Source organism: Pseudomonas gingeri (assembly GCF_013386165.1).
GTDB classification, from domain to species: domain Bacteria; phylum Pseudomonadota; class Gammaproteobacteria; order Pseudomonadales; family Pseudomonadaceae; genus Aquipseudomonas; species Aquipseudomonas gingeri_C.
On record NZ_JACAOS010000015.1, the window covers coordinates 532,466 to 549,715 of the forward strand.

The 17,250-nt window shown below is 61.4% G+C and carries 12 protein-coding genes; 3 read left to right on the top strand and 9 right to left on the bottom strand.

Going from position 1 to position 17,250, the window contains the following annotated elements:
* Nucleotides 1–53: 53 nt before the first annotated feature.
* The 5 genes from HX866_RS15035 to HX866_RS15055 all read right to left on the bottom strand — a co-directional run bounded on the left by HX866_RS15035 (nt 54) and on the right by HX866_RS15055 (nt 4,390).
* Nucleotides 54–1,865 (bottom strand): ABC transporter ATP-binding protein, encoded by a 1,812-nt coding sequence (locus tag HX866_RS15035; RefSeq protein ID WP_371319254.1) that lies wholly within the window; start codon nt 1,863–1,865, stop codon nt 54–56.
* Nucleotides 1,858–2,460 carry a DsbA family protein gene (locus HX866_RS15040; protein WP_177093342.1) on the bottom strand — a complete coding sequence of 201 codons (603 nt, stop codon included), beginning with the start codon at nt 2,458–2,460 and terminating at the stop codon, nt 1,858–1,860. Before HX866_RS15040 ends, HX866_RS15035 begins: the two co-directional genes overlap by 8 nt.
* 36 nt (nt 2,461–2,496) lie before the next feature.
* Nucleotides 2,497–3,435, bottom strand: a complete 939-nt coding sequence (trhO, locus tag HX866_RS15045; protein WP_177100192.1) for an oxygen-dependent tRNA uridine(34) hydroxylase TrhO — start codon at nt 3,433–3,435, stop codon at nt 2,497–2,499.
* A gap of 118 nt (nt 3,436–3,553) precedes the next feature.
* A complete protein-coding gene (locus HX866_RS15050) occupies nt 3,554–3,850 on the bottom strand; it encodes a BolA family protein (protein WP_177092516.1) in 297 nt (98 codons plus the stop codon).
* A 12-nt stretch (nt 3,851–3,862) separates the two neighbouring features.
* On the bottom strand, nt 3,863–4,390 hold the full coding sequence (locus tag HX866_RS15055; RefSeq protein WP_177092517.1) for a DUF2059 domain-containing protein: 528 nt from the start codon (nt 4,388–4,390) through the stop codon (nt 3,863–3,865).
* A gap of 190 nt (nt 4,391–4,580) precedes the next feature.
* Between HX866_RS15055 and HX866_RS15060 the strand changes: the two genes are divergently transcribed.
* The gene (locus HX866_RS15060; RefSeq protein ID WP_177140051.1) at nt 4,581–5,975 is read left to right on the top strand and encodes a class II fumarate hydratase; all 1,395 of its coding nucleotides are present in this window, start codon (nt 4,581–4,583) and stop codon (nt 5,973–5,975) included.
* A gap of 9 nt (nt 5,976–5,984) precedes the next feature.
* On the opposite strand, the gene HX866_RS15065 is transcribed toward HX866_RS15060, so the two are convergent.
* Nucleotides 5,985–6,944, bottom strand: coding sequence for a DMT family transporter (locus HX866_RS15065; RefSeq protein WP_177140052.1), 960 nt, complete (start codon nt 6,942–6,944; stop codon nt 5,985–5,987).
* A 212-nt stretch (nt 6,945–7,156) separates the two neighbouring features.
* On the opposite strand from HX866_RS15065, the gene HX866_RS15070 reads away from it, so the two are divergent.
* Nucleotides 7,157–7,357, top strand: a complete 201-nt coding sequence (locus HX866_RS15070; RefSeq protein ID WP_177092520.1) for a DUF6316 family protein — start codon at nt 7,157–7,159, stop codon at nt 7,355–7,357.
* 45 nt (nt 7,358–7,402) lie between these two features.
* Here the strand turns inward: HX866_RS15070 and HX866_RS15075 are convergent, their stop codons facing one another.
* Complete coding sequence (locus HX866_RS15075) at nt 7,403–8,587, bottom strand: thiolase family protein (RefSeq protein ID WP_177140053.1); 1,185 nt, start codon at nt 8,585–8,587, stop codon at nt 7,403–7,405.
* Between the two features lie 108 nt (nt 8,588–8,695).
* Nucleotides 8,696–10,213 carry a polyphosphate:AMP phosphotransferase gene (pap, locus tag HX866_RS15080; RefSeq protein WP_177092522.1) on the bottom strand — a complete coding sequence of 506 codons (1,518 nt, stop codon included), beginning with the start codon at nt 10,211–10,213 and terminating at the stop codon, nt 8,696–8,698.
* A 139-nt stretch (nt 10,214–10,352) separates the two neighbouring features.
* Between pap and mnmC the strand changes: the two genes are divergently transcribed.
* Complete coding sequence (gene mnmC, locus HX866_RS15085; RefSeq protein WP_177092523.1) at nt 10,353–12,365, top strand: bifunctional tRNA (5-methylaminomethyl-2-thiouridine)(34)-methyltransferase MnmD/FAD-dependent 5-carboxymethylaminomethyl-2-thiouridine(34) oxidoreductase MnmC; 2,013 nt, start codon at nt 10,353–10,355, stop codon at nt 12,363–12,365.
* A 19-nt stretch (nt 12,366–12,384) separates the two neighbouring features.
* On the opposite strand, the gene HX866_RS15090 is transcribed toward mnmC, so the two are convergent.
* Nucleotides 12,385–17,244, bottom strand: coding sequence for an NEL-type E3 ubiquitin ligase domain-containing protein (locus HX866_RS15090; protein ID WP_177125825.1), 4,860 nt, complete (start codon nt 17,242–17,244; stop codon nt 12,385–12,387).
* Nucleotides 17,245–17,250 lie beyond the last annotated feature (6 nt).

Sequence of the window (17,250 nt, forward strand, 5' to 3'; positions counted from 1 at the left end):
CCGTCAATCAATTCAACCACTAAGCACAGAAAACCGGACAAAACTCAAGTGCGTCAAATTTTTTGCAGGTGTCCGTACAGCTTGGCGTAAAGACCACCATCAGCAATAAGCTGCTGATGATCGCCATCCTCGGCAATCCGTCCACCGTCGAACACCAACACCCGATCCGCCTGTTTCACCGCGGACAGGCGATGGGCAATGATCAGGGTGGTACGGCCACTGAGAAAGCGGCTCAAGGCTTGATGCAGGTTGTACTCGGTCGCCGCGTCCAATGCCGAGGTCGCTTCGTCGAGGATCACCACCTTGGGTTCGGCCAGGACCATCCGGGCAATCGCCAGACGCTGGCGCTGACCACCGGACAAACGCACCCCGGAACGCCCGACAATGCTGTCCAGGCCTTGCGGCAACACTTTGATCGTAGCGTCGAGCTGGGCAATTTCCAGTGCCCGCCAGCAAGCTTCATCACTGCGCTCGCGGCCCATGGTGAGGTTGGCGCGCACCGTATCGTTGAACAGCGCCGGGTGCTGCAGCACCACCGCCACATTCTCGCGCACAGTGTCCAGGCCGATATCGGCCTGGGAAGCGCCGCCAAAGCGAATGGTCCCGGCCTGGGCCGTGTACAGCCCCAACAGCAGTTGCACCAGGGTGCTTTTACCACCACCGCTGGCCCCGACAATCGCCACCTTTTCACCAGGGGCGATGGACAGGTCCAACTGATCGAGCACCGGCTCCTCGCCATAGGCGAAACTCAGGCCCTGTACCTCGATACCCACGGTGTCACGCCCGACGAAGGGGTCGATACCACCGGGGTACTGCGGCTCGTCGGCACGCGCCAGCAGTTCGTTGATCCGTTCCAGGGCACCACCGGCGGCATAGAAGGCATATTGCAGGTTCAACAACTGCTCCACCGGCCCGATCATGAACCAGAGGTAGCTGAACACCGCGAGCATCTGGCCGATGGACAGGTCCGAGAACAGCACAGTAAGCATCGCCGCCGCGCGGAAGATATCGATACCGAACTGGAACAGCAGCCCCGTCGCCCGGCTCGAGGCGTCGCTTTTCCATTGCGAGGCCACGGCATAGTCACGCACTTCCCGGGCCCGCATGCCCAGGCGCCCGAGGAAAAAGCCCTGGCGATTGCCGGCGCGCACTTCCTGGATCGCGTCGAGGGTCTCGGTCAGCGCCTGGGTAAACCGCGAGGTGCTGTCGTTTTCCAGCTTCTTCAGGTGCTTGACGCGCTTGCCCAGTTGCACCGTGGCGTAGATCACCAATGGGTTGAACAACAGAATCAACAGCGCGAGCTTCCAGTGCATCCAGACCAGGATGCCCGAGGTGCCCACCAGCGTCAGCATCGCCACCAGAAAACGGCTCAGGGTTTCGCCGACGAATTTGTCCAGGGTGTCCAGGTCGGTCACCAGGTGCGTGGTCACGGTGCCGCTACCCAGGCTTTCATATTCGCCCAGGGAAATACGCTTCAACCGTTCGATCAGTCGGGTGCGGATGCGGTAGACAATGTCCTTGGCCAGCCCGGCGAACAGCCGCGCCTGCACCACGTTGAACACCAGCGCCCCGCAGCGCAGGCACAGGGTCACCAGCAACATCAGGCCGATATAACCGACGGCGCGCTGCCAGGGATCGGGCAGCAGGTGGTTCATCACCTTGAGCGCGGCATCGCCGTGGCCGAGCAGGACTTCGTCCACCAATAGCGGCAACAGCAGGGGAATCGGCACGCTGCACAGGGTCGCCAGCACGGCCACCGCGTTGGCGATCCACAGCGCTTTTCGATGGTGCAGGGCCAGACGCCGAATTTCGGCCCAGCTCAGACGGTCCGCAGGGGGGTTAATCGGTTCGGGCTGTTCAAGCACTGGCCGCGCGCTCCAGCCAACGGCCGAGCAGCGGAGCAAGTTCGGCCAACGGCTGGTAGCCATTGGTCAGCAGCGCCAACTGGCCATTACGCTCGGCCAGCAAGGTCGGGAAACCGGCAATCCCCAGATCCTGGACCCAGGTGAAATCGGCGGCAGTGGCCGCATGCTGCTCGGCCGTGTCAAAGGCCCCGGAAAACTCGATTCGCGGCAACCCGGCCTGCTCCGCCAGCTCCACCAGCACGCTGGCCTGGGTGACATCCCGGCCCTCGACATAAAAGGCCCGCTGGATCAGACCCACCAGCGCCCACGCACAGTCCGGCGCCAGGCTGCGCGCGGTGATCACGGCGCGACAGGCAGGCTCGGTGTCGTAGACGAACCCCTCGGGCAAGGCGCCGTCGAGCTTGAACGGCTGGCCGGTGGTCTCGGTGACCGCCTGCCAGTGTTCGAGGATATAACGTCGGGTCGTCGGCTCCAGCGCCGCGCCGCTGCCGGTACGCAAGCCACCCATCACCAGGTGCAGTTCGACACCCGCCGCCTGCGCCTGCTTGACCAGCGCTTCGGCCACCGGGGCAAAGCCCCAGCACCAGGAACACATCGGGTCCATGACATACAGCAGGCGCGCGGACATGGTTCAGCCCTCGGAAGATTGACGGTAGTTGTAACCAATCGGGTGTGGCTGGTTGCGTGCCTTGGCCAGTTCGATCTGCTTCTGGCGGTCGATGGCGCTGCGACGGGTTTTCTCGCTCAACGTGTTCCAGCAATGCGGGCAACTGATCCCGGCCACATAGTGCTCCGAGGCACGCTCCTCGACGCTGATCGGCGTACGGCAGGCATGACATTGATCGTAGTCGCCTTCCGTCAGGTCATGGCGCACGGTCACACGGTTGTCGAAGACAAAGCAGTCGCCCTGCCACTTGCTCTGCTCCTGAGGCACCTCTTCAAGGTACTTTAGGATCCCGCCCTTGAGGTGATAGACCTCGTCGAAGCCCTGGCTGAGCATGTAGCTGGAGGCCTTCTCGCAACGAATACCACCGGTGCAGAACATGGCCACTTTCTTGTGCCGCGACGGGTCGAAGTGGGCTTTGATGTAATCGGGGAATTCGCGAAAACTGGTGGTTTTCGGGTCGATGGCGCCTTCGAAGGTGCCGATCGAGACTTCATAGTCGTTGCGGGTGTCGATCAGCAGCACTTCCGGATCGGCGATCAGGGCATTCCAGTTCTGCGGATCGACATAGGTGCCGACCTGTTTGTTCGGGTCCACACCCTCGACACCCAGGGTGACGATTTCCTTCTTCAGCTTGACCTTGGTCCGATAGAACGGCTGGTCGTCGCAATAGGATTCCTTGTGGTCGATGTCGACCATCCGCGGATCCAGCTTGAGCCAGGCGAGCAGGCCGTCGATACCTTCGCGGCTACCGGAAACCGTACCGTTGATGCCCTCTTCGGCGATCAGCAGGGTGCCCTTGATACCGTTGTCGACCATTGCCTGCTGCAGTGGCTCGCGCAAGGCAACGTAATCTTCCAGGGTGACGAACTTATAAAGTGCCGCCACGACTATGGGTTGAGTCATGGGTGATTCTCTCCAGGTGGCTGCCCTCGCAAAGGGCGAACCGGATGCAAAAAAAAACGCGCCGACTATGCGGCGCGTTGCGGATTCTAGCAAAAAAACACCGGTCAAAAAACCAGCTTCAATGCCCTCCGCCGGCACAGACCGGCGATGCCGGGGCCGTGCCGATTTTCACCCACTCTTCAGGGGTGTAGGTATGCAGGGCCAACGCATGGAATTCACTCATCAGGTCACCCAGGCTGGCGTAGACCTTCTGGTGGCGCTTGACGCTGTTCAACCCGGCAAACTGGGCGCTGACCAACACCGCCTTGAAGTGGGTCTGCAACCCACGGCTGTGCATATGGCTTTCGTCCAGGACTTGCAGGTGCTCGGGTTGCAGGGCGCCCAGTGCGGTTTCGATACGTTGCTGCATGCTCATCTCAGGCTCCGCTTACGGCTTTTTCTTGACCGCTGGCGTAGCGGCCTTGGCTGGCGCCAACTCGTTGGTCATGTCTTCCAGCAGCTTGTTCACCACCGGTACGGCGCTTTCCAGCTTGGCCTGGGTCATCTGGGCCGATTGCTGGGTCAGCTGCGGCATTTTTTCCAGGACTTTCTTACCCAGTGGCGACTGGTAGAACGCGACCAGGTCCTTGAGTTCGGACTCGCTGAAGTTGTCGGTGTAGAGCTTGAGCATATCGGGCTTGAGCTTGTTCCAGCCGATAGCCTGGTCCAGGGCGGCATTGGCCTTGGCCTGATAGGTGTCCAGCAACGGCCTTTTCGACTCCGGCGCCTTGGTCTGATCGAAACGCTGGGCGAACATTTGTTGCACTTGCATGTAGACCGGGGTTCCCAGCTTGTCGGCATGGGCCAATGTCAGGAAAGCTTCGGCACTGGCGTTGTGGCTGGCGGTATCGGCGAAAACCTGGCCGCTGGCGCATACCAGAGCAACCGCGGTACAGATGGCACGAAGACGGGTCATCGAGTTTCCTTTCTAAACAGGCGAGGTAAAACCCCAAGGGCGCCCATTCTGCGCCTAACAAAGTGTGTCACTCAACCCCGAGGCGAACGCGCAGGTGTCCGATGGTCGCGAAGAGAGTAAACCTGGAAGGGAACCCAGGCGTTCGATCAGGACCTAAACTGCGCTAACCCGCCATCAGGAGTGAAACCGAATGAGTCGCATCGAAACCGACAGCCTTGGCCAGGTGAACGTACCGGAAGAGGCCTACTGGGGCGCCCAGACCCAGCGTTCGCTGATCAACTTCGCCATTGGCACGGAAAAAATGCCCTTGGCGGTCATGCACGCCCTGGCATTGATCAAGAAGGCCGCGGCACGGGTCAACAACCGTAATGGCGACCTGCCCGCCGATATCGCCCGACTGATCGAGCAGGCCGCCGACGAAGTGCTCGCCGGCGAGCATGACGACCAGTTTCCCCTGGCGGTCTGGCAGACCGGTAGCGGCACCCAGAGCAACATGAACACCAACGAAGTGATTGCCGGGCGCGCCAACGAGCTGGCCGGCAAAGGTCGCGGCGGCAAGTCGCCGGTGCACCCCAACGATCACGTCAACCGTTCCCAGAGTTCCAACGACTGCTTCCCCACCGCCATGCACATCGCCGCCGTCCAGGCGGTGTACCAGCAGTTGCTGCCGGCAATGGCCGAGTTGTCCGGCGGGCTGGCGGAGCTGGCGGCACGTCATATGAAACTGGTGAAGACCGGACGCACCCATATGATGGATGCCACGCCGATCACCTTCGGCCAGGAAGTCTCGGCCTACATCGCCCAACTGAACTACGCCGAGCGGGCGATTCGTTCGTCCTTGCCGGCGGTCTGCGAACTGGCCCAGGGCGGCACGGCGGTCGGCACCGGGCTGAATGCGCCCCATGGCTTTGCCGAGGCGGTCGCCGCCGAACTGGCGGCGCTGTCCGGCTTGCCGTTCATCAGCGCACCGAACAAATTTGCCGCCCTGGCCGGTCATGAACCCCTGACCAGCCTTTCCGGCGCACTGAAAACCCTCGCCGTGGCCCTGATGAAAATCGCCAACGACCTGCGCCTGCTGGGCTCGGGCCCGCGTACCGGGTTTGCCGAGGTCAAGTTGCCGGCCAACGAACCGGGCAGTTCGATCATGCCCGGCAAGGTCAACCCGACCCAGTGCGAAGCGCTGTCGATGCTGGCCTGCCAGGTGCTGGGTAATGACGTGACCATCGGTTTTGCGGCGAGCCAGGGTCACCTGCAACTGAATGTCTTCAAGCCGGTGATCATCCACAACCTGCTGCAATCGATCCTTCTGCTCAGTGATGGTTGCCGTAACTTCCAGCAGCACTGCATTGCCGGGCTTGAGCCCGATCCCGTGCAGATGGCCGCGCACCTGGAGCGCGGGCTGATGCTGGTGACAGCGTTGAATCCGCATATCGGCTACGACAAGTCGGCACAGATAGCCAAGAAGGCCTATAGCGAAAACCTGACCTTGCGTGAGGCGGCGCTGGCGCTCGGTTATCTGACCGACGAAGAGTTCGATGCCTGGGTAAGGCCGGAAAACATGCTCGAGTCCGGCAAGAACGGCTGACGCCGAGCCTTAATTGGCCATCAACCGCATGCGCCGGGCCTTGAGCCCGGCCATCAATGATGGCCCCAACGCCACCAGTGCCGAACCCAACACCACCAGCAGCGCACCACCGTAACCCAGGCCATTGATGTCTTCGGGCCGCACAAACCCGGGCCACAACCAGGCCGCCAGGGCCACCGCGGCAAAGGTCACCAGGGGCGTGATCGCCAGGGTCGCGCTGACCCGTGACGCTTCCCAGTGCGCCAGGGCCTCGGCAAAGGCGCCGTACGCCACCAGGGTATTGAAGCAGCAACCCAGCAACAGCCAGCCTTGCAACGGGCTCAGTTGCAAGACTTCGGCCGGATGCACCCAGGGCGTGAGCAACAAGGCGCAAAACAGGTAGATCACCATCATCACCTGCAACGAATTCCACACCGTCAACAATTGCTTCTGGCTCAAGGCGTAGAAGGTCCAGACCGTCGACGCCAGCAACACCATCAGGACACCGGCGGTGTAAGTCCCCAGGGACGTCAGCAATTCACCCAGGCGCTGGTTGAAAAACAGCCCAAAGCCGAACAGCAGCACCAGCAGACCGAGGCCCTGCCCCAGGCTGAAGCGCTCCTTGAACACGAACAGGCTGGCGATCAGCAGGAAGATCGGCCCCATCTGCACCACCAACTGCGCGGTGCCGGGACTGAGGCGGTTCAAGCCCATCAGGTAAAACACGTAGTTGCCCACCAGGCCGAGCACCGCCAGCAGCACCAGCCAGCCACCCCGCGGTCCGAGCACATGGCGGCTGGGCAAACGCCGGGTCGCCGCCAGATAGACGAAAAGACAGCCCCCCGACACGATCAATCGGCACCAGGTCACGGTCACCGGGTCCATCACCTGCAATACCTGCTTGAGCTTGATCGGCAGGATGCCCCAGAGCACAGCGGTCAACAGCGCCAGAAACAGGCCATAACCCCAGCGGCCGGATGAGATGTGCATGAAGAGTCCTGTGGGCATAGGGGGGGAAGCGGCCATTCTAGGCCTTGCCGGGTCGGCAACACAGCCGGGGAGCACAGCCCGATGCGACCTTGAGCGTGCCAGAAGCGTCGCCAATAAACTGGCCCCGACCATTGATCGGAGGATCAGGCGCGCTATCTTCATAAGTTTTATGCTGAATTTCTGACAGCTAAGTTCACCAGCGAGATTTCGCCATGTTCGGCAAACGCGCGCAAGACCACACCGAGGCCACCCATTTCCGCAGTGACCGGGTCACGGCCATCAATGGCCTGTTTTTCTTCAGCACCCGGGAAAACACCCTGGAAGGACCGTTCTTTACCCGGACCGATGCCGAACGCGAAACCCACCTGTATGTAAAACGCATGCAACTGGCGAATGCCATCAGGGCACTGTAGGAACCAGCTGGCTGGCTACTACAGTGAGCGCGTATATCCCGGGACTCAGCGCAACGCTTCGAACAACCCCGTTGCCCCCATGCCACCGCCCACGCACATGGTAACGATGCCATAACGCAGTTTGCGTCGTTGCAACTCACGCACCAGGTGCCCGACCTGGCGCGAACCGGTCATGCCAAACGGATGGCCGATGGAAATAGAACCGCCGTTGACGTTGTACTTGTCGTTGTCGATACCCAAGCGATCACGGCTGTACAGGCACTGCGAGGCGAACGCTTCGTTCAATTCCCACAGGTCGATATCCGCCACGCTCAGGCCCTTGGCCTTGAGCAAGCGCGGCACCGAGAACACCGGGCCGATCCCCATCTCATCCGGTTCACAGCCGGCCACGGCAAAACCACGGAACAAAGCCTTGGGCGTAAGCCCCAGTTCCAGGGCTTTTTCCAGGCTCATCACCAGGGTCATCGAGGCACCGTCGGAGAGTTGCGACGAGTTGCCCGCGGTCACCGAACCGTCCTCGGCAAACACCGGCTTCAAACCGGCCAGGCTTTCCAGGGTGGTATCCGGACGATTGCAGTCATCGCGCTCCACCACGCCTTGCAGACGCTGGATCTGCCCGCTGGCCTTGTCTTCGACCGCGTAGGTCACGGCCATCGGCACGATCTCGTCGTCGAACAGGCCTGCAGCCTGGGCGGCAGCGGTGCGCTGCTGGCTTTGCAGCGCGTAAAGGTCCTGCTGCTCTCGGCTGACACCGTAGCGTCGGGCGACGATCTCGGCGGTCTGGCCCATGGGGAAATAGATCCCCGGCACCTGCTCCTTGAGCAGCGGGTTGATCAGATTCTCGGTGTTGACGCTTTTCATCGTCAGGCTGATGGACTCGACCCCACCGGCCACGATGATCTCGCTGCAGCCGGAGGCGATCTGGTTGGCGGCAATGGCAATCGCCTGCAAGCCCGACGAGCAGAAACGATTGAGGGTCATGCCGGCGGTGCCGATGCCCAGCTTCGACAACACCGCGACGTTACGCCCGATGTTGTAACCCTGGGCACCTTCGTTGGAGCCGGCACCGACGATGCAATCCTCGACGCTGGCCGGGTCGATACCATTGCGGCTGAGCAAGGCGTTGACGCAATGGGCGGCCATGTCATCCGGCCGGGTCTGGTTGAATTTGCCGCGAAAGGACTTGGCCAGGCCAGTCCGCACGCTGTCGACGATCACCACTTCACGCATGACCCACCTCATTGATTGTTGTTGTCGGTTGGAAGGATCGAATGAGCATAAGCCCACCCGATTCCCGACCGCGACAATCATTCATCTGGCGTATGCGCGGCCATCGTCTTACTTCGACTTGTTCTTCTTGTCATGCTTGTCGCGTTTTTCAAACGCGTCCTCGATCGCCCGGTTGATCGTGCGCAGCACCTTGACCCGGGCCCAACGCTTGTCGTTGGCCTCCACCAGGGTCCAGGGCGCCACTTCGGTGCTGGTGCGGTCAACCATGTCACCGACGGCGTCGCGGTACAGGTCCCACTTCTCGCGGTTGCGCCAATCGTCTTCGGTGATCTTGAAGCGCTTGAACGGAATGTCTTCGCGCTCCTGGAAGCGTTCCAATTGGGTCTGCTTGTCGATGGCCAGCCAGAACTTCACCACGATGATTCCGGCGTCGCTCAGTTGCTCCTCGAAATCGTTGATTTCACTGTAGGCACGCATCCAGTCAGCCTGGCTGCAAAAGCCTTCGATCCGCTCCACCAGCACCCGGCCATACCAGGAACGGTCGAACACGGTGAACTTGCCACGCGCCGGGATCTGCCGCCAGAACCGCCAGAGGTAAGGCTGGGCACGTTCGTCCTCGGTCGGCGCGGCGATGGGAATGATGCGGTACTGCCGTGGATCGAGGGCCGCCGCGACTCGACGGATCGCCCCGCCCTTGCCCGCCGCGTCATTGCCTTCGAACACCGAAACCAGTGCGTGCCGGCGCATGCGTTTGTCCCGCAGCAGACCGGCCAGGCGCGCCTGTTCGGTGATCAATTGTTCCTCATAGTCGTCCTTGTCCAGCTGCTGGTTCAGGTCCAGGCTGTCCAACAGACTGAGCTCGTCCACTCCCGACAGCAACGGTGCGGCATTGGTCGGGCGCGGCTTGGCGTCCTTGGTCTTGAGCGCCGTCTGCAAGCCTTCGAGCAGAATCTTGCCCACGGTCAGGCTGCGGTAATGCGGATCGACACCCTCGATCACATGCCAGGGCGCATAGTCGTTGCTGGTGCGACGCAGCACCCGCTCACCAAAATGCACGAACTTGTCGTAAGTTTCCGACTGTTGCCAGTCCAGCGGGCTGATGCGCCAGCTGTGCAAGGGGTCGTCCTGCAGTGATTTGAGGCGGGCCTTCATCTGCTTCCTGGACAAGTGGAACCAGAACTTGAAGATCAGCGCGCCTTCGTCGCAGAGCATTCGCTCCAGGCGTTCGGCGCCATTGATCGCCTGGTCCAGCACCGCGTCCTTGAAGTGCCCATGGACCCGCCCCTGCAACATCTGGCTGTACCAGTTGCCGAAGAACACACCCATCCGGCCCTTGGCCGGCAATTGCCGCCAGTAGCGCCAGGCCGGTGGCCGGGCCAGTTCCTCATCGGTTTGCTGGTCGAAGGTGCGGACCTCGATCAAGCGTGGGTCCATCCACTCATTGAGCAGTTTGACCGTCTCGCCCTTGCCCGCCCCTTCAATGCCGTTGATCAGCACAATGACCGGAAAGCGCTTTTGCTGCTGGAGTTCGAACTGCACCTCCAGCAAGGCTTCGCGCAAGGCCGGGACTTCGGCGTCGTAGGTCTCTTTGTCGATGGCGTGACCGATTTCGGCGGATTCAAACATGGGCGACTCCCTTCCAAGATGGAGCAAGACTAACGGATCGGACCGCACGGCGGGGCAGGAAATCCCCAGGCCTTGCCGTGGATCAATATGGCATCCGGCAATGGGCTAGAATAGCCGCCTTGTTGCCGTCGAGTTGCCCATGACCAGCGTAATACCCAACCCTCCCGCCCATGCCCAGATCGACTGGGATGACCAGGGTCGCCCGCACTCGCGGGTCTTCGACGATGTGTACTTCTCCGACAAATCGGGCCTGGACGAAACCCGCTACGTGTTCCTTGAGCAGAATCGCTTACGGGAACGCTTTACCGCCCTGGGCCCGAACGAAAGACTGGTGATCGGCGAAACCGGCTTCGGCACCGGGCTGAACTTCCTCTGTGCCTGGCAGTTGTTCGAAGCCTGTGCGGTGCCGGGTGCCCGGCTGCATTTCGTCAGTGTGGAGAAGTACCCGCTGAGCCGCGCCGATCTGCAACGCGCCCTGACCCTCTGGCCCGAACTGGCGACGTTCAGCGCCCAACTGCTCGGTCAGTATGTCGCCATCCATCAGGGCTTCCAACGTCTGCTCCTGGACAATGGCCGGGTGACCCTGACGCTGTTGATCGGTGACGCCCTGGAACAGTTGCCGCAGCTGGATGCCCAGATCGACGCCTGGTTCCTCGATGGCTTCGCACCAGCGAAAAACCCCGAAATGTGGACCCCCGAGCTGTTCGCCGAACTGGCGCGACTGGCGGCTCCCGGCGCGACCCTGAGCACCTTCACCAGCACCGGCTGGGTCCGCCGCTCACTGAATGCTGCGGGCTTCAAGATGCGCCGTACACCGGGGATCGGCCACAAGTGGGAAATCCTCCGGGGCGAGTTTATCGGCTGGCCAGCAGAGACTGCCGTGCCGCCACCGGTCAAGCCATGGTTCGCCCGCCCGCAGCTACCCGGCGGCGAACGTCGGGCTTTGGTGATCGGCGGCGGCCTGGCCGGTTGTGCCAGTGCCGCCAGCCTCGCCGCTCGCGGCTGGCAGGTCTGCCTGCTGGAGCGCCACGGAGCCCTGGCCGAGGAAGCCTCGGGCAACCCGCAAGGCGTCCTTTACCTCAAGCTGTCGGCCCATGGCACGGCGCTGTCACAACTGATCCTCAGCGGTTTCGGGCATACCCGGCGTTTACTCGAACAGTTGCAGCGTGGCCTCGACTGGGACGGCTGCGGTGTACTGCAACTGGCCTTCGACGAGAAAGAAGCCGAGCGCCAGGCGCAGCTGGCCACCGCCTTCAGCCCTGAATTGCTGCACGTCCTCGATCAGGCACAGTCACAGGCCCTGGCCGGTGTGGCACTGGAACACGGCGGGCTGTTTTTCCCGGAAGGCGGCTGGGTCCATCCGCCGGCCTTGTGTCATTGGCAGGCCAGCCATCCGAATATTGAAGTGCGCCCCCATCATGACGCCCTGGAACTGCGCCAGGTCGACGGCCAATGGCAGGCGTGGGACGCCGATACCTTGCTGGGCAGTGCCCCGGTGGTGATCCTCGCCGGGGCCGCCGAAGTGAAACGCTTCGCCGCCAGCGCCGGGTTGCCACTCAAGCGCATTCGCGGGCAGATCACCCGCTTGGCGCAAACCGCCGGCAGCGCTGCCTTGAACACCGTGGTCTGCGCCGAAGGTTATGTCGCGCCGGCCCGCCTCGGTGAACATACCCTGGGGGCCAGCTTCGACTTCAAGAGCGAGGATCTGGCTCCCACCACGGCGGAGCACATCGGCAACCTGGGATTGCTCCAGGACATCTCGCCTGACCTGGCCCTGCGCCTGAACGCCGCTGACTTGGCGCCGGAACAACTGCAAGGCCGGGCCGCCTTTCGCTGCACCAGTGCCGACTACCTGCCGATCGTCGGTCCCCTGGCGGACCCGCAGTCGTTCGCCGACGCCTATGACATCCTCGCCCGGGATGCGCGACAGGTGCCACAGGTTCCCTGCCCTTGGCTCGAGGGCCTGTATATCAACAGCGGCCACGGCTCCCGTGGTTTGATCAGCGCCCCGCTCTCGGGTGAGCTGCTGGCCGCGTGGCTGGAGAACGAACCGCTGCCGCTGCCCCGCAGTATTGCCGAGGCCTGCCACCCGAATCGCTTCGCCTTGCGGGCCTTGATTCGCGGCACCGGCAAGTCTCGGACGAGCCCCTGAACCGTGCCTCGACGAGGCATCAGAGCGTGGCGGGATGCTCATCCAGTTCGTATTGGGTCAGCGCTTCGAGAAAGCTCTGCTCCTCGGCGAGGCGGCTCTCCATCAACATCGACAAACGCCGGGAATAACTGTCGCTGATAATCTCCGGGGAATGGGTCAGCAGTTGTTCCTCCTGCTCATGAAACGGCTTGTTGAAGAGGGTGAAATCCCGTGGATATTTCTTCCTCAGGTAGTTGATCCAGAAATCGCGAGAAGCGATAAAGGTCTTCATGGCCGCAGTCCCCTCAGCCTGCCGTACGCGACTGCGGGCTTCCAGTATCTGTTCCTCGCTGACATCGGCAATGGATCTGAAGAACATCTCCTTCGGCTGCCCGGGCAAATACAGGGAACGCCCCAGGCCAACCCGAAAGGCCAGATTCACTTCGATCTCATCGACCGTACGGGCTGAAGACTGCTCGGCGTGCTCAGACAGCGCCTTGATATGAGCCCGGGCAATCTCATCGATACGTTCCAGGCGAAACAGGCCACGCGCCAGCTTCAGCAACTCGGTCGGCTCATTACTCTTGACTGCCAGGAGCTGGGCCCTGGCCAGCAGCACCCGGACTTCCAGATGACTGAAGTTTCGCGCGGCACTGTCAACACAGGTCAGCGGATCGGCCGCCAGGTCGAACAGCTCACGGCGCAACGTGCTGTCCTCACCAGCTTCTGCCAGCACCTCCCAGACCCGTCGCGTCAGATCGGTGCGAATCTTCTGATATTCCGCGCTGCTGCCCAAGCGTCCCAACAAGGCGAAAAGCTCCTCGGAGCCCTCCTCCTGCCGCAAGTCATGCCACAGGTCACGCAGGCTGTCGCGGCGCTCGCCGTCTTCGATATCGGCCAGCCAGCGCTGGCGCGCACTGTAGTCATCCAACGCCAGCTCCGTATCAGGAATGCCGAAGGTAATGCCGGTGCGTACCCGATAGGCGGCTAACAGGTTCTGGTGATCCAGCGTAAAGGGGTTATTACGCAGAATGATCCGTCGATTGATCGGCGAAGGCGCCGTATAGATAGCGTTCGGCATGTTCTGGATCTGGTTGTCGCGCAGGTCCGCTTCGTACAGGCGAACCCGCGTCAACAGGCCCCGCGGCAAACCGTCGATGCCCGTCCCGCGCAGGTGCAGGCGGCGTAGGCGCGGCATCTGGCCAACATCCAGCAAGCTGACATCGAAGTTACCGTTCAGGTTCAGGACTTCAAGGCTGTGCAAGTTCGACAGCACATTGACGGAGTCCTGAGTCAGTACGATCCGGTTGTCCTGCAGATAAAGCTCCCTGAGCCGGTTCATATCGGCGATCGAACCCGGCAGGAACTCCAGCCGATTGTTGTTCAGCTCCAATCGGCGCAGGCTGGGAAAATGTTCGAGGAAATAGATGGGGATCCGACTCACTCTCATATTTTTCAATGAAAGCTCGGTGACATGATCAAAACTGATACCCACGGGCAGATGCGGCAGACTGTCGACGCGCAAGCCCGCCAGGCTCAGACTGTGACCGATGACCACGCCATTGTTATCGTAGGTATTGGGTGTTTGTCGTCGCCAGCAACGCTCGATGATTTCGGCCGCCTGTTCACGGCTCTCGGCCATTCCGCCCAGCCAGGCATGCGCCCTCACCGCCTGCTCTCCGCGCCAGGCGACCAACGTCGAGCGCAGTTCCCGGAGTTCCTCTTCGAGCGCCTGGAGCCGGGCTCTGACCTCAAGCGGATCGTCGCCAAAGGAAAACAGAAGGTTGCGCGCTTCCGCCTCGCAGAGGTCTGGATACAGCCGGGTCAACCGGCGTAATCCACGTCGCGAACCATGGGTAATGCCGCGCCTGACACGCAGGCAACTGCCCATATCGCTGTCGCGCCATGCGGGCGAGCGCTGTCCGGGCTTACGTGGAGGCAGGCCAAGTGCCTCTTCAAGCTCAACCCTTGGACGCTCCAGGACCTTGCCCATCAGCAACTTGTGCAGCAAGTCGGCCTCGCCCAGCTTGACCCCCATCGCCTCGCGCTCCCCCTGCCGCAAGCCGCTCAGCAAGGCCGCGCTCAAGGCATCTGGGCCCTTGGCCAGCGGCCCCAGGCTCAGGCCCTGGTCATCAAAGGCCTGGTAGCCCTGCTCGGTCCTGACCAGAACCCGGCGCCGGGGCAGGTATTCATCGCCCATCCTGAGCAACAGAGGCCCGCCGAAGCGCTCCTGGCGAATCTCCCAGCGCACATCAACTGGCCACCCGACCATCGTTCTCAGCTGGGGCAACTGCAACCTGGCACTATTCAGCTCGCCCATTTTTTTGAGAAAACCACCGTCCAGCGCGTGACTGAGCAAAATCTCACGCCTGCTCTCGTTAGCCTTTTCAATCAATTGAAAGGGCAGGCGGCCACCCTGATTCAAGCGCCCTTTCAGCACGTCGTTCGTCTGTCCGAGGATTTCACGCAAGACTCCGTCTGGCAGATCGACAAAGCCTTGCCTGAAGTTCAATGGCAGGTCGGTATCGTTCAAACAGCACAAGCTGTAGAGGCGCCGGAACACCGTGGCGCGCTCCTCGCGGATATGCGTACGCAGCACCTCCTCCAGAAGCGCCGGGGCCTGGTCGGGATCTGCCCCTGGACCGAGCAGCATCCGTTGCTCCTGGGTCGTCAGTTTGTTCAGGACCAGCGCCAATCCGTCCGCCTCGACGTCCTTGGACTGAAGCATGATCCGCAGTGGTTGCGGGCTCAGATCCGCGCCGTATTCCTTGAGTGGTTTTTGCGCCTTATCCAGCAACATGAGCGTGCGATTCTCGGGCCAGCCCTTGAGGCTGGGTAAAATCTGCAACTTCAGGTCGAGCACACGTGCGGCGGCCGATATCGGCGCAGCGGCCGGCATCAGCAACCAGCTCAATTCATTGTCCAGCTTGAAGCGCTGTATCGAGTCCACCAGCGCGGCCGGGATCTTGGCATTATTCATATGCAACCGACGCAACGACACTTCGTCGAGTCGCTGAACCGACAGGATCTGCTCGAGGCTTTCATCACTCAAAAACCGGACGTCAGGCCCCAGACGACGCAGCAGGTAAACCGGGTCGTGCCACTGCAAGGGCCATTCGTGGGCCAGCCTCCAGGCCCCACTGCCATTGTGCTCAAGCAAGGGTTCGTAAGCCGACTCACGACTCGGATGGCGCAGACGCCAGGCTCCGGCAGCCTCATCGTTATAAACCCGGTAAGGCTCACCGGCGATGTCCAGGTAACGGTGTCCGTCACCCGCCTCGTCCCCCTGGTAAAAGCTCTCGTGGTCCAGCCCCCTGTCCGCAAGCTCGGGGACATCATGGCGATAGGCACGCAGGTCGGCCTGCCACAGCCGGTAGCGACCATCCCTCGACTTGACCGGCAGCAGGTCGTGGAAAAAGTCCGAATGCCGCTGAAAAAAACCTTTGAGGGCCTTGCCCCCCCAATGCACGGCCAGACCCAGGGCCACCATCGTCGCAATGTCCTCGGCCACCGACATCATGTGCGAGACCGCCTCGTCACGCTCACCGCGCTGCCAATCCTCATAGCCCTCGTAGCTTTCCGCCAACAGTTGCCCGACCGCCACCCCCATCATCAGCAAACCCAGCCAGGGGTTGGCGAAGGCGGCCAGATTCAGCAAGGTCACTCCCAGGCTCAACAAGGACTGGTTCCTGGCCTCGCGGGCATCCTGGTCGACATCTTCGGTGGGGACCGCCACGACCCGCGCATCCTCCTGGAGTCGCAGGATATGTTGTCGATAGAAGTGAAAAAACAACTCGCCGCTCAACGACTCCGGTGTCAAGGATAAATCGGCAGCCTGATTCAGCGACTTCGTGACATTGCCAGAGGCATCCCGAGTCTCAAGGGTCAGGCGCGCCCTCAACTGCGACAGGAACCTGGGCAGATCGCGCTGGCTGACAAAACGACAGAAGAACGCCTCATACCAGGGCTGCCAAAGGCGGCTGCGCAGTTCGGCGTGGAACGCCGCGAGCGAGGCGTAGAGTTTGAAGCGGGTCAGCGGATCGTTGGGGATATGCACCAGGACCCGCTCTTTCATCGCGGCGGTTTCGCTGCGAGGCACATTCTGCAGGGTGAACAGGCAAATTCCCGATAACGAAACACCCAGCACCTTCAATCCATTGGCCATCATTATTGAGCCGTTCGGGGCAACGGCGACATTCAACTCGATCAACTTGCAGATCTGTTGATGTGCACTCTGATCGATGTCTTTTTTCAGGTAGGCGATATAGGCATCCACCAACATATCGGCTTTCTTTTGCTGGACGATGGTGGACTCGATACGAAACTCGTTGTCATCCGCCACTTCCCCCGAACCTCCCGGGAGATGAAAAACCTGGCACAGGTGATGCTGATAGAGCCGGCCCAGATCGAGCTGGCGCACCACTTCGATGAAATCCGCCAGGGCAACTTTTGGCATACGCTTCGGGTCGCCCCTCAGACTCATATGGGATCTGGGGGGGAAACGTTCGCCCGCGCCGAAGTTCTGCAACGCGGCTTCCAGCAAACTGCGGCTGGTATAGGTCATCGGAAAAACGTGAGACGAGTCGATTGGATAGTTCAGTGACGGCCATCGATCGGCAATTTTCAGTTGATCCCGGTGGATATCCAGGCCCGGGCCGAACCGGCTCAGCAATGCGTGCTCCAGAACCGGCGCGCAAAAATCCTCGACGGGTTTCAAGTCCTTGAGCCGCTCGGACACTTCCTCCTTGAAAAACAGACTACGCCGCAGGTGCTCGCGCAAACGCGCGATATCTTCGGACCGGGCCGTCAACAACCAGGGCGGAATATGGGCATTGATCACATCTTCGTTTTCGCTTTGTTCGTCCAGAGCAGAGGGTACAAAACTGGGAATGGCTGACATTTCAAA

Bases quoted from the DNA above. Each gene is read 5' to 3' on its own strand.
- HX866_RS15040 (WP_177093342.1), bottom strand. From the start codon at position 2,460: ATGTGTTCCTGGTGCTGGGGCTTTGCCCCGGTGGCCGAAGCGCTGGTC.
- HX866_RS15075 (WP_177140053.1), bottom strand. From the start codon at position 8,587: ATGCGTGAAGTGGTGATCGTCGACAGCGTGCGGACTGGCCTGGCCAAG.
- HX866_RS15060 (WP_177140051.1), top strand. From the start codon at position 4,581: ATGAGTCGCATCGAAACCGACAGCCTTGGCCAGGTGAACGTACCGGAA.
- HX866_RS15050 (WP_177092516.1), bottom strand. From the start codon at position 3,850: ATGAGCATGCAGCAACGTATCGAAACCGCACTGGGCGCCCTGCAACCC.
- pap (WP_177092522.1), bottom strand. From the start codon at position 10,213: ATGTTTGAATCCGCCGAAATCGGTCACGCCATCGACAAAGAGACCTAC.
- trhO (WP_177100192.1), bottom strand. From the start codon at position 3,435: ATGACTCAACCCATAGTCGTGGCGGCACTTTATAAGTTCGTCACCCTG.
- HX866_RS15055 (WP_177092517.1), bottom strand. From the start codon at position 4,390: ATGACCCGTCTTCGTGCCATCTGTACCGCGGTTGCTCTGGTATGCGCC.
- HX866_RS15070 (WP_177092520.1), top strand. From the start codon at position 7,157: ATGTTCGGCAAACGCGCGCAAGACCACACCGAGGCCACCCATTTCCGC.
- HX866_RS15090 (WP_177125825.1), bottom strand. From the start codon at position 17,244: ATGTCAGCCATTCCCAGTTTTGTACCCTCTGCTCTGGACGAACAAAGC.
- mnmC (WP_177092523.1), top strand. From the start codon at position 10,353: ATGACCAGCGTAATACCCAACCCTCCCGCCCATGCCCAGATCGACTGG.
- HX866_RS15065 (WP_177140052.1), bottom strand. From the start codon at position 6,944: ATGCACATCTCATCCGGCCGCTGGGGTTATGGCCTGTTTCTGGCGCTG.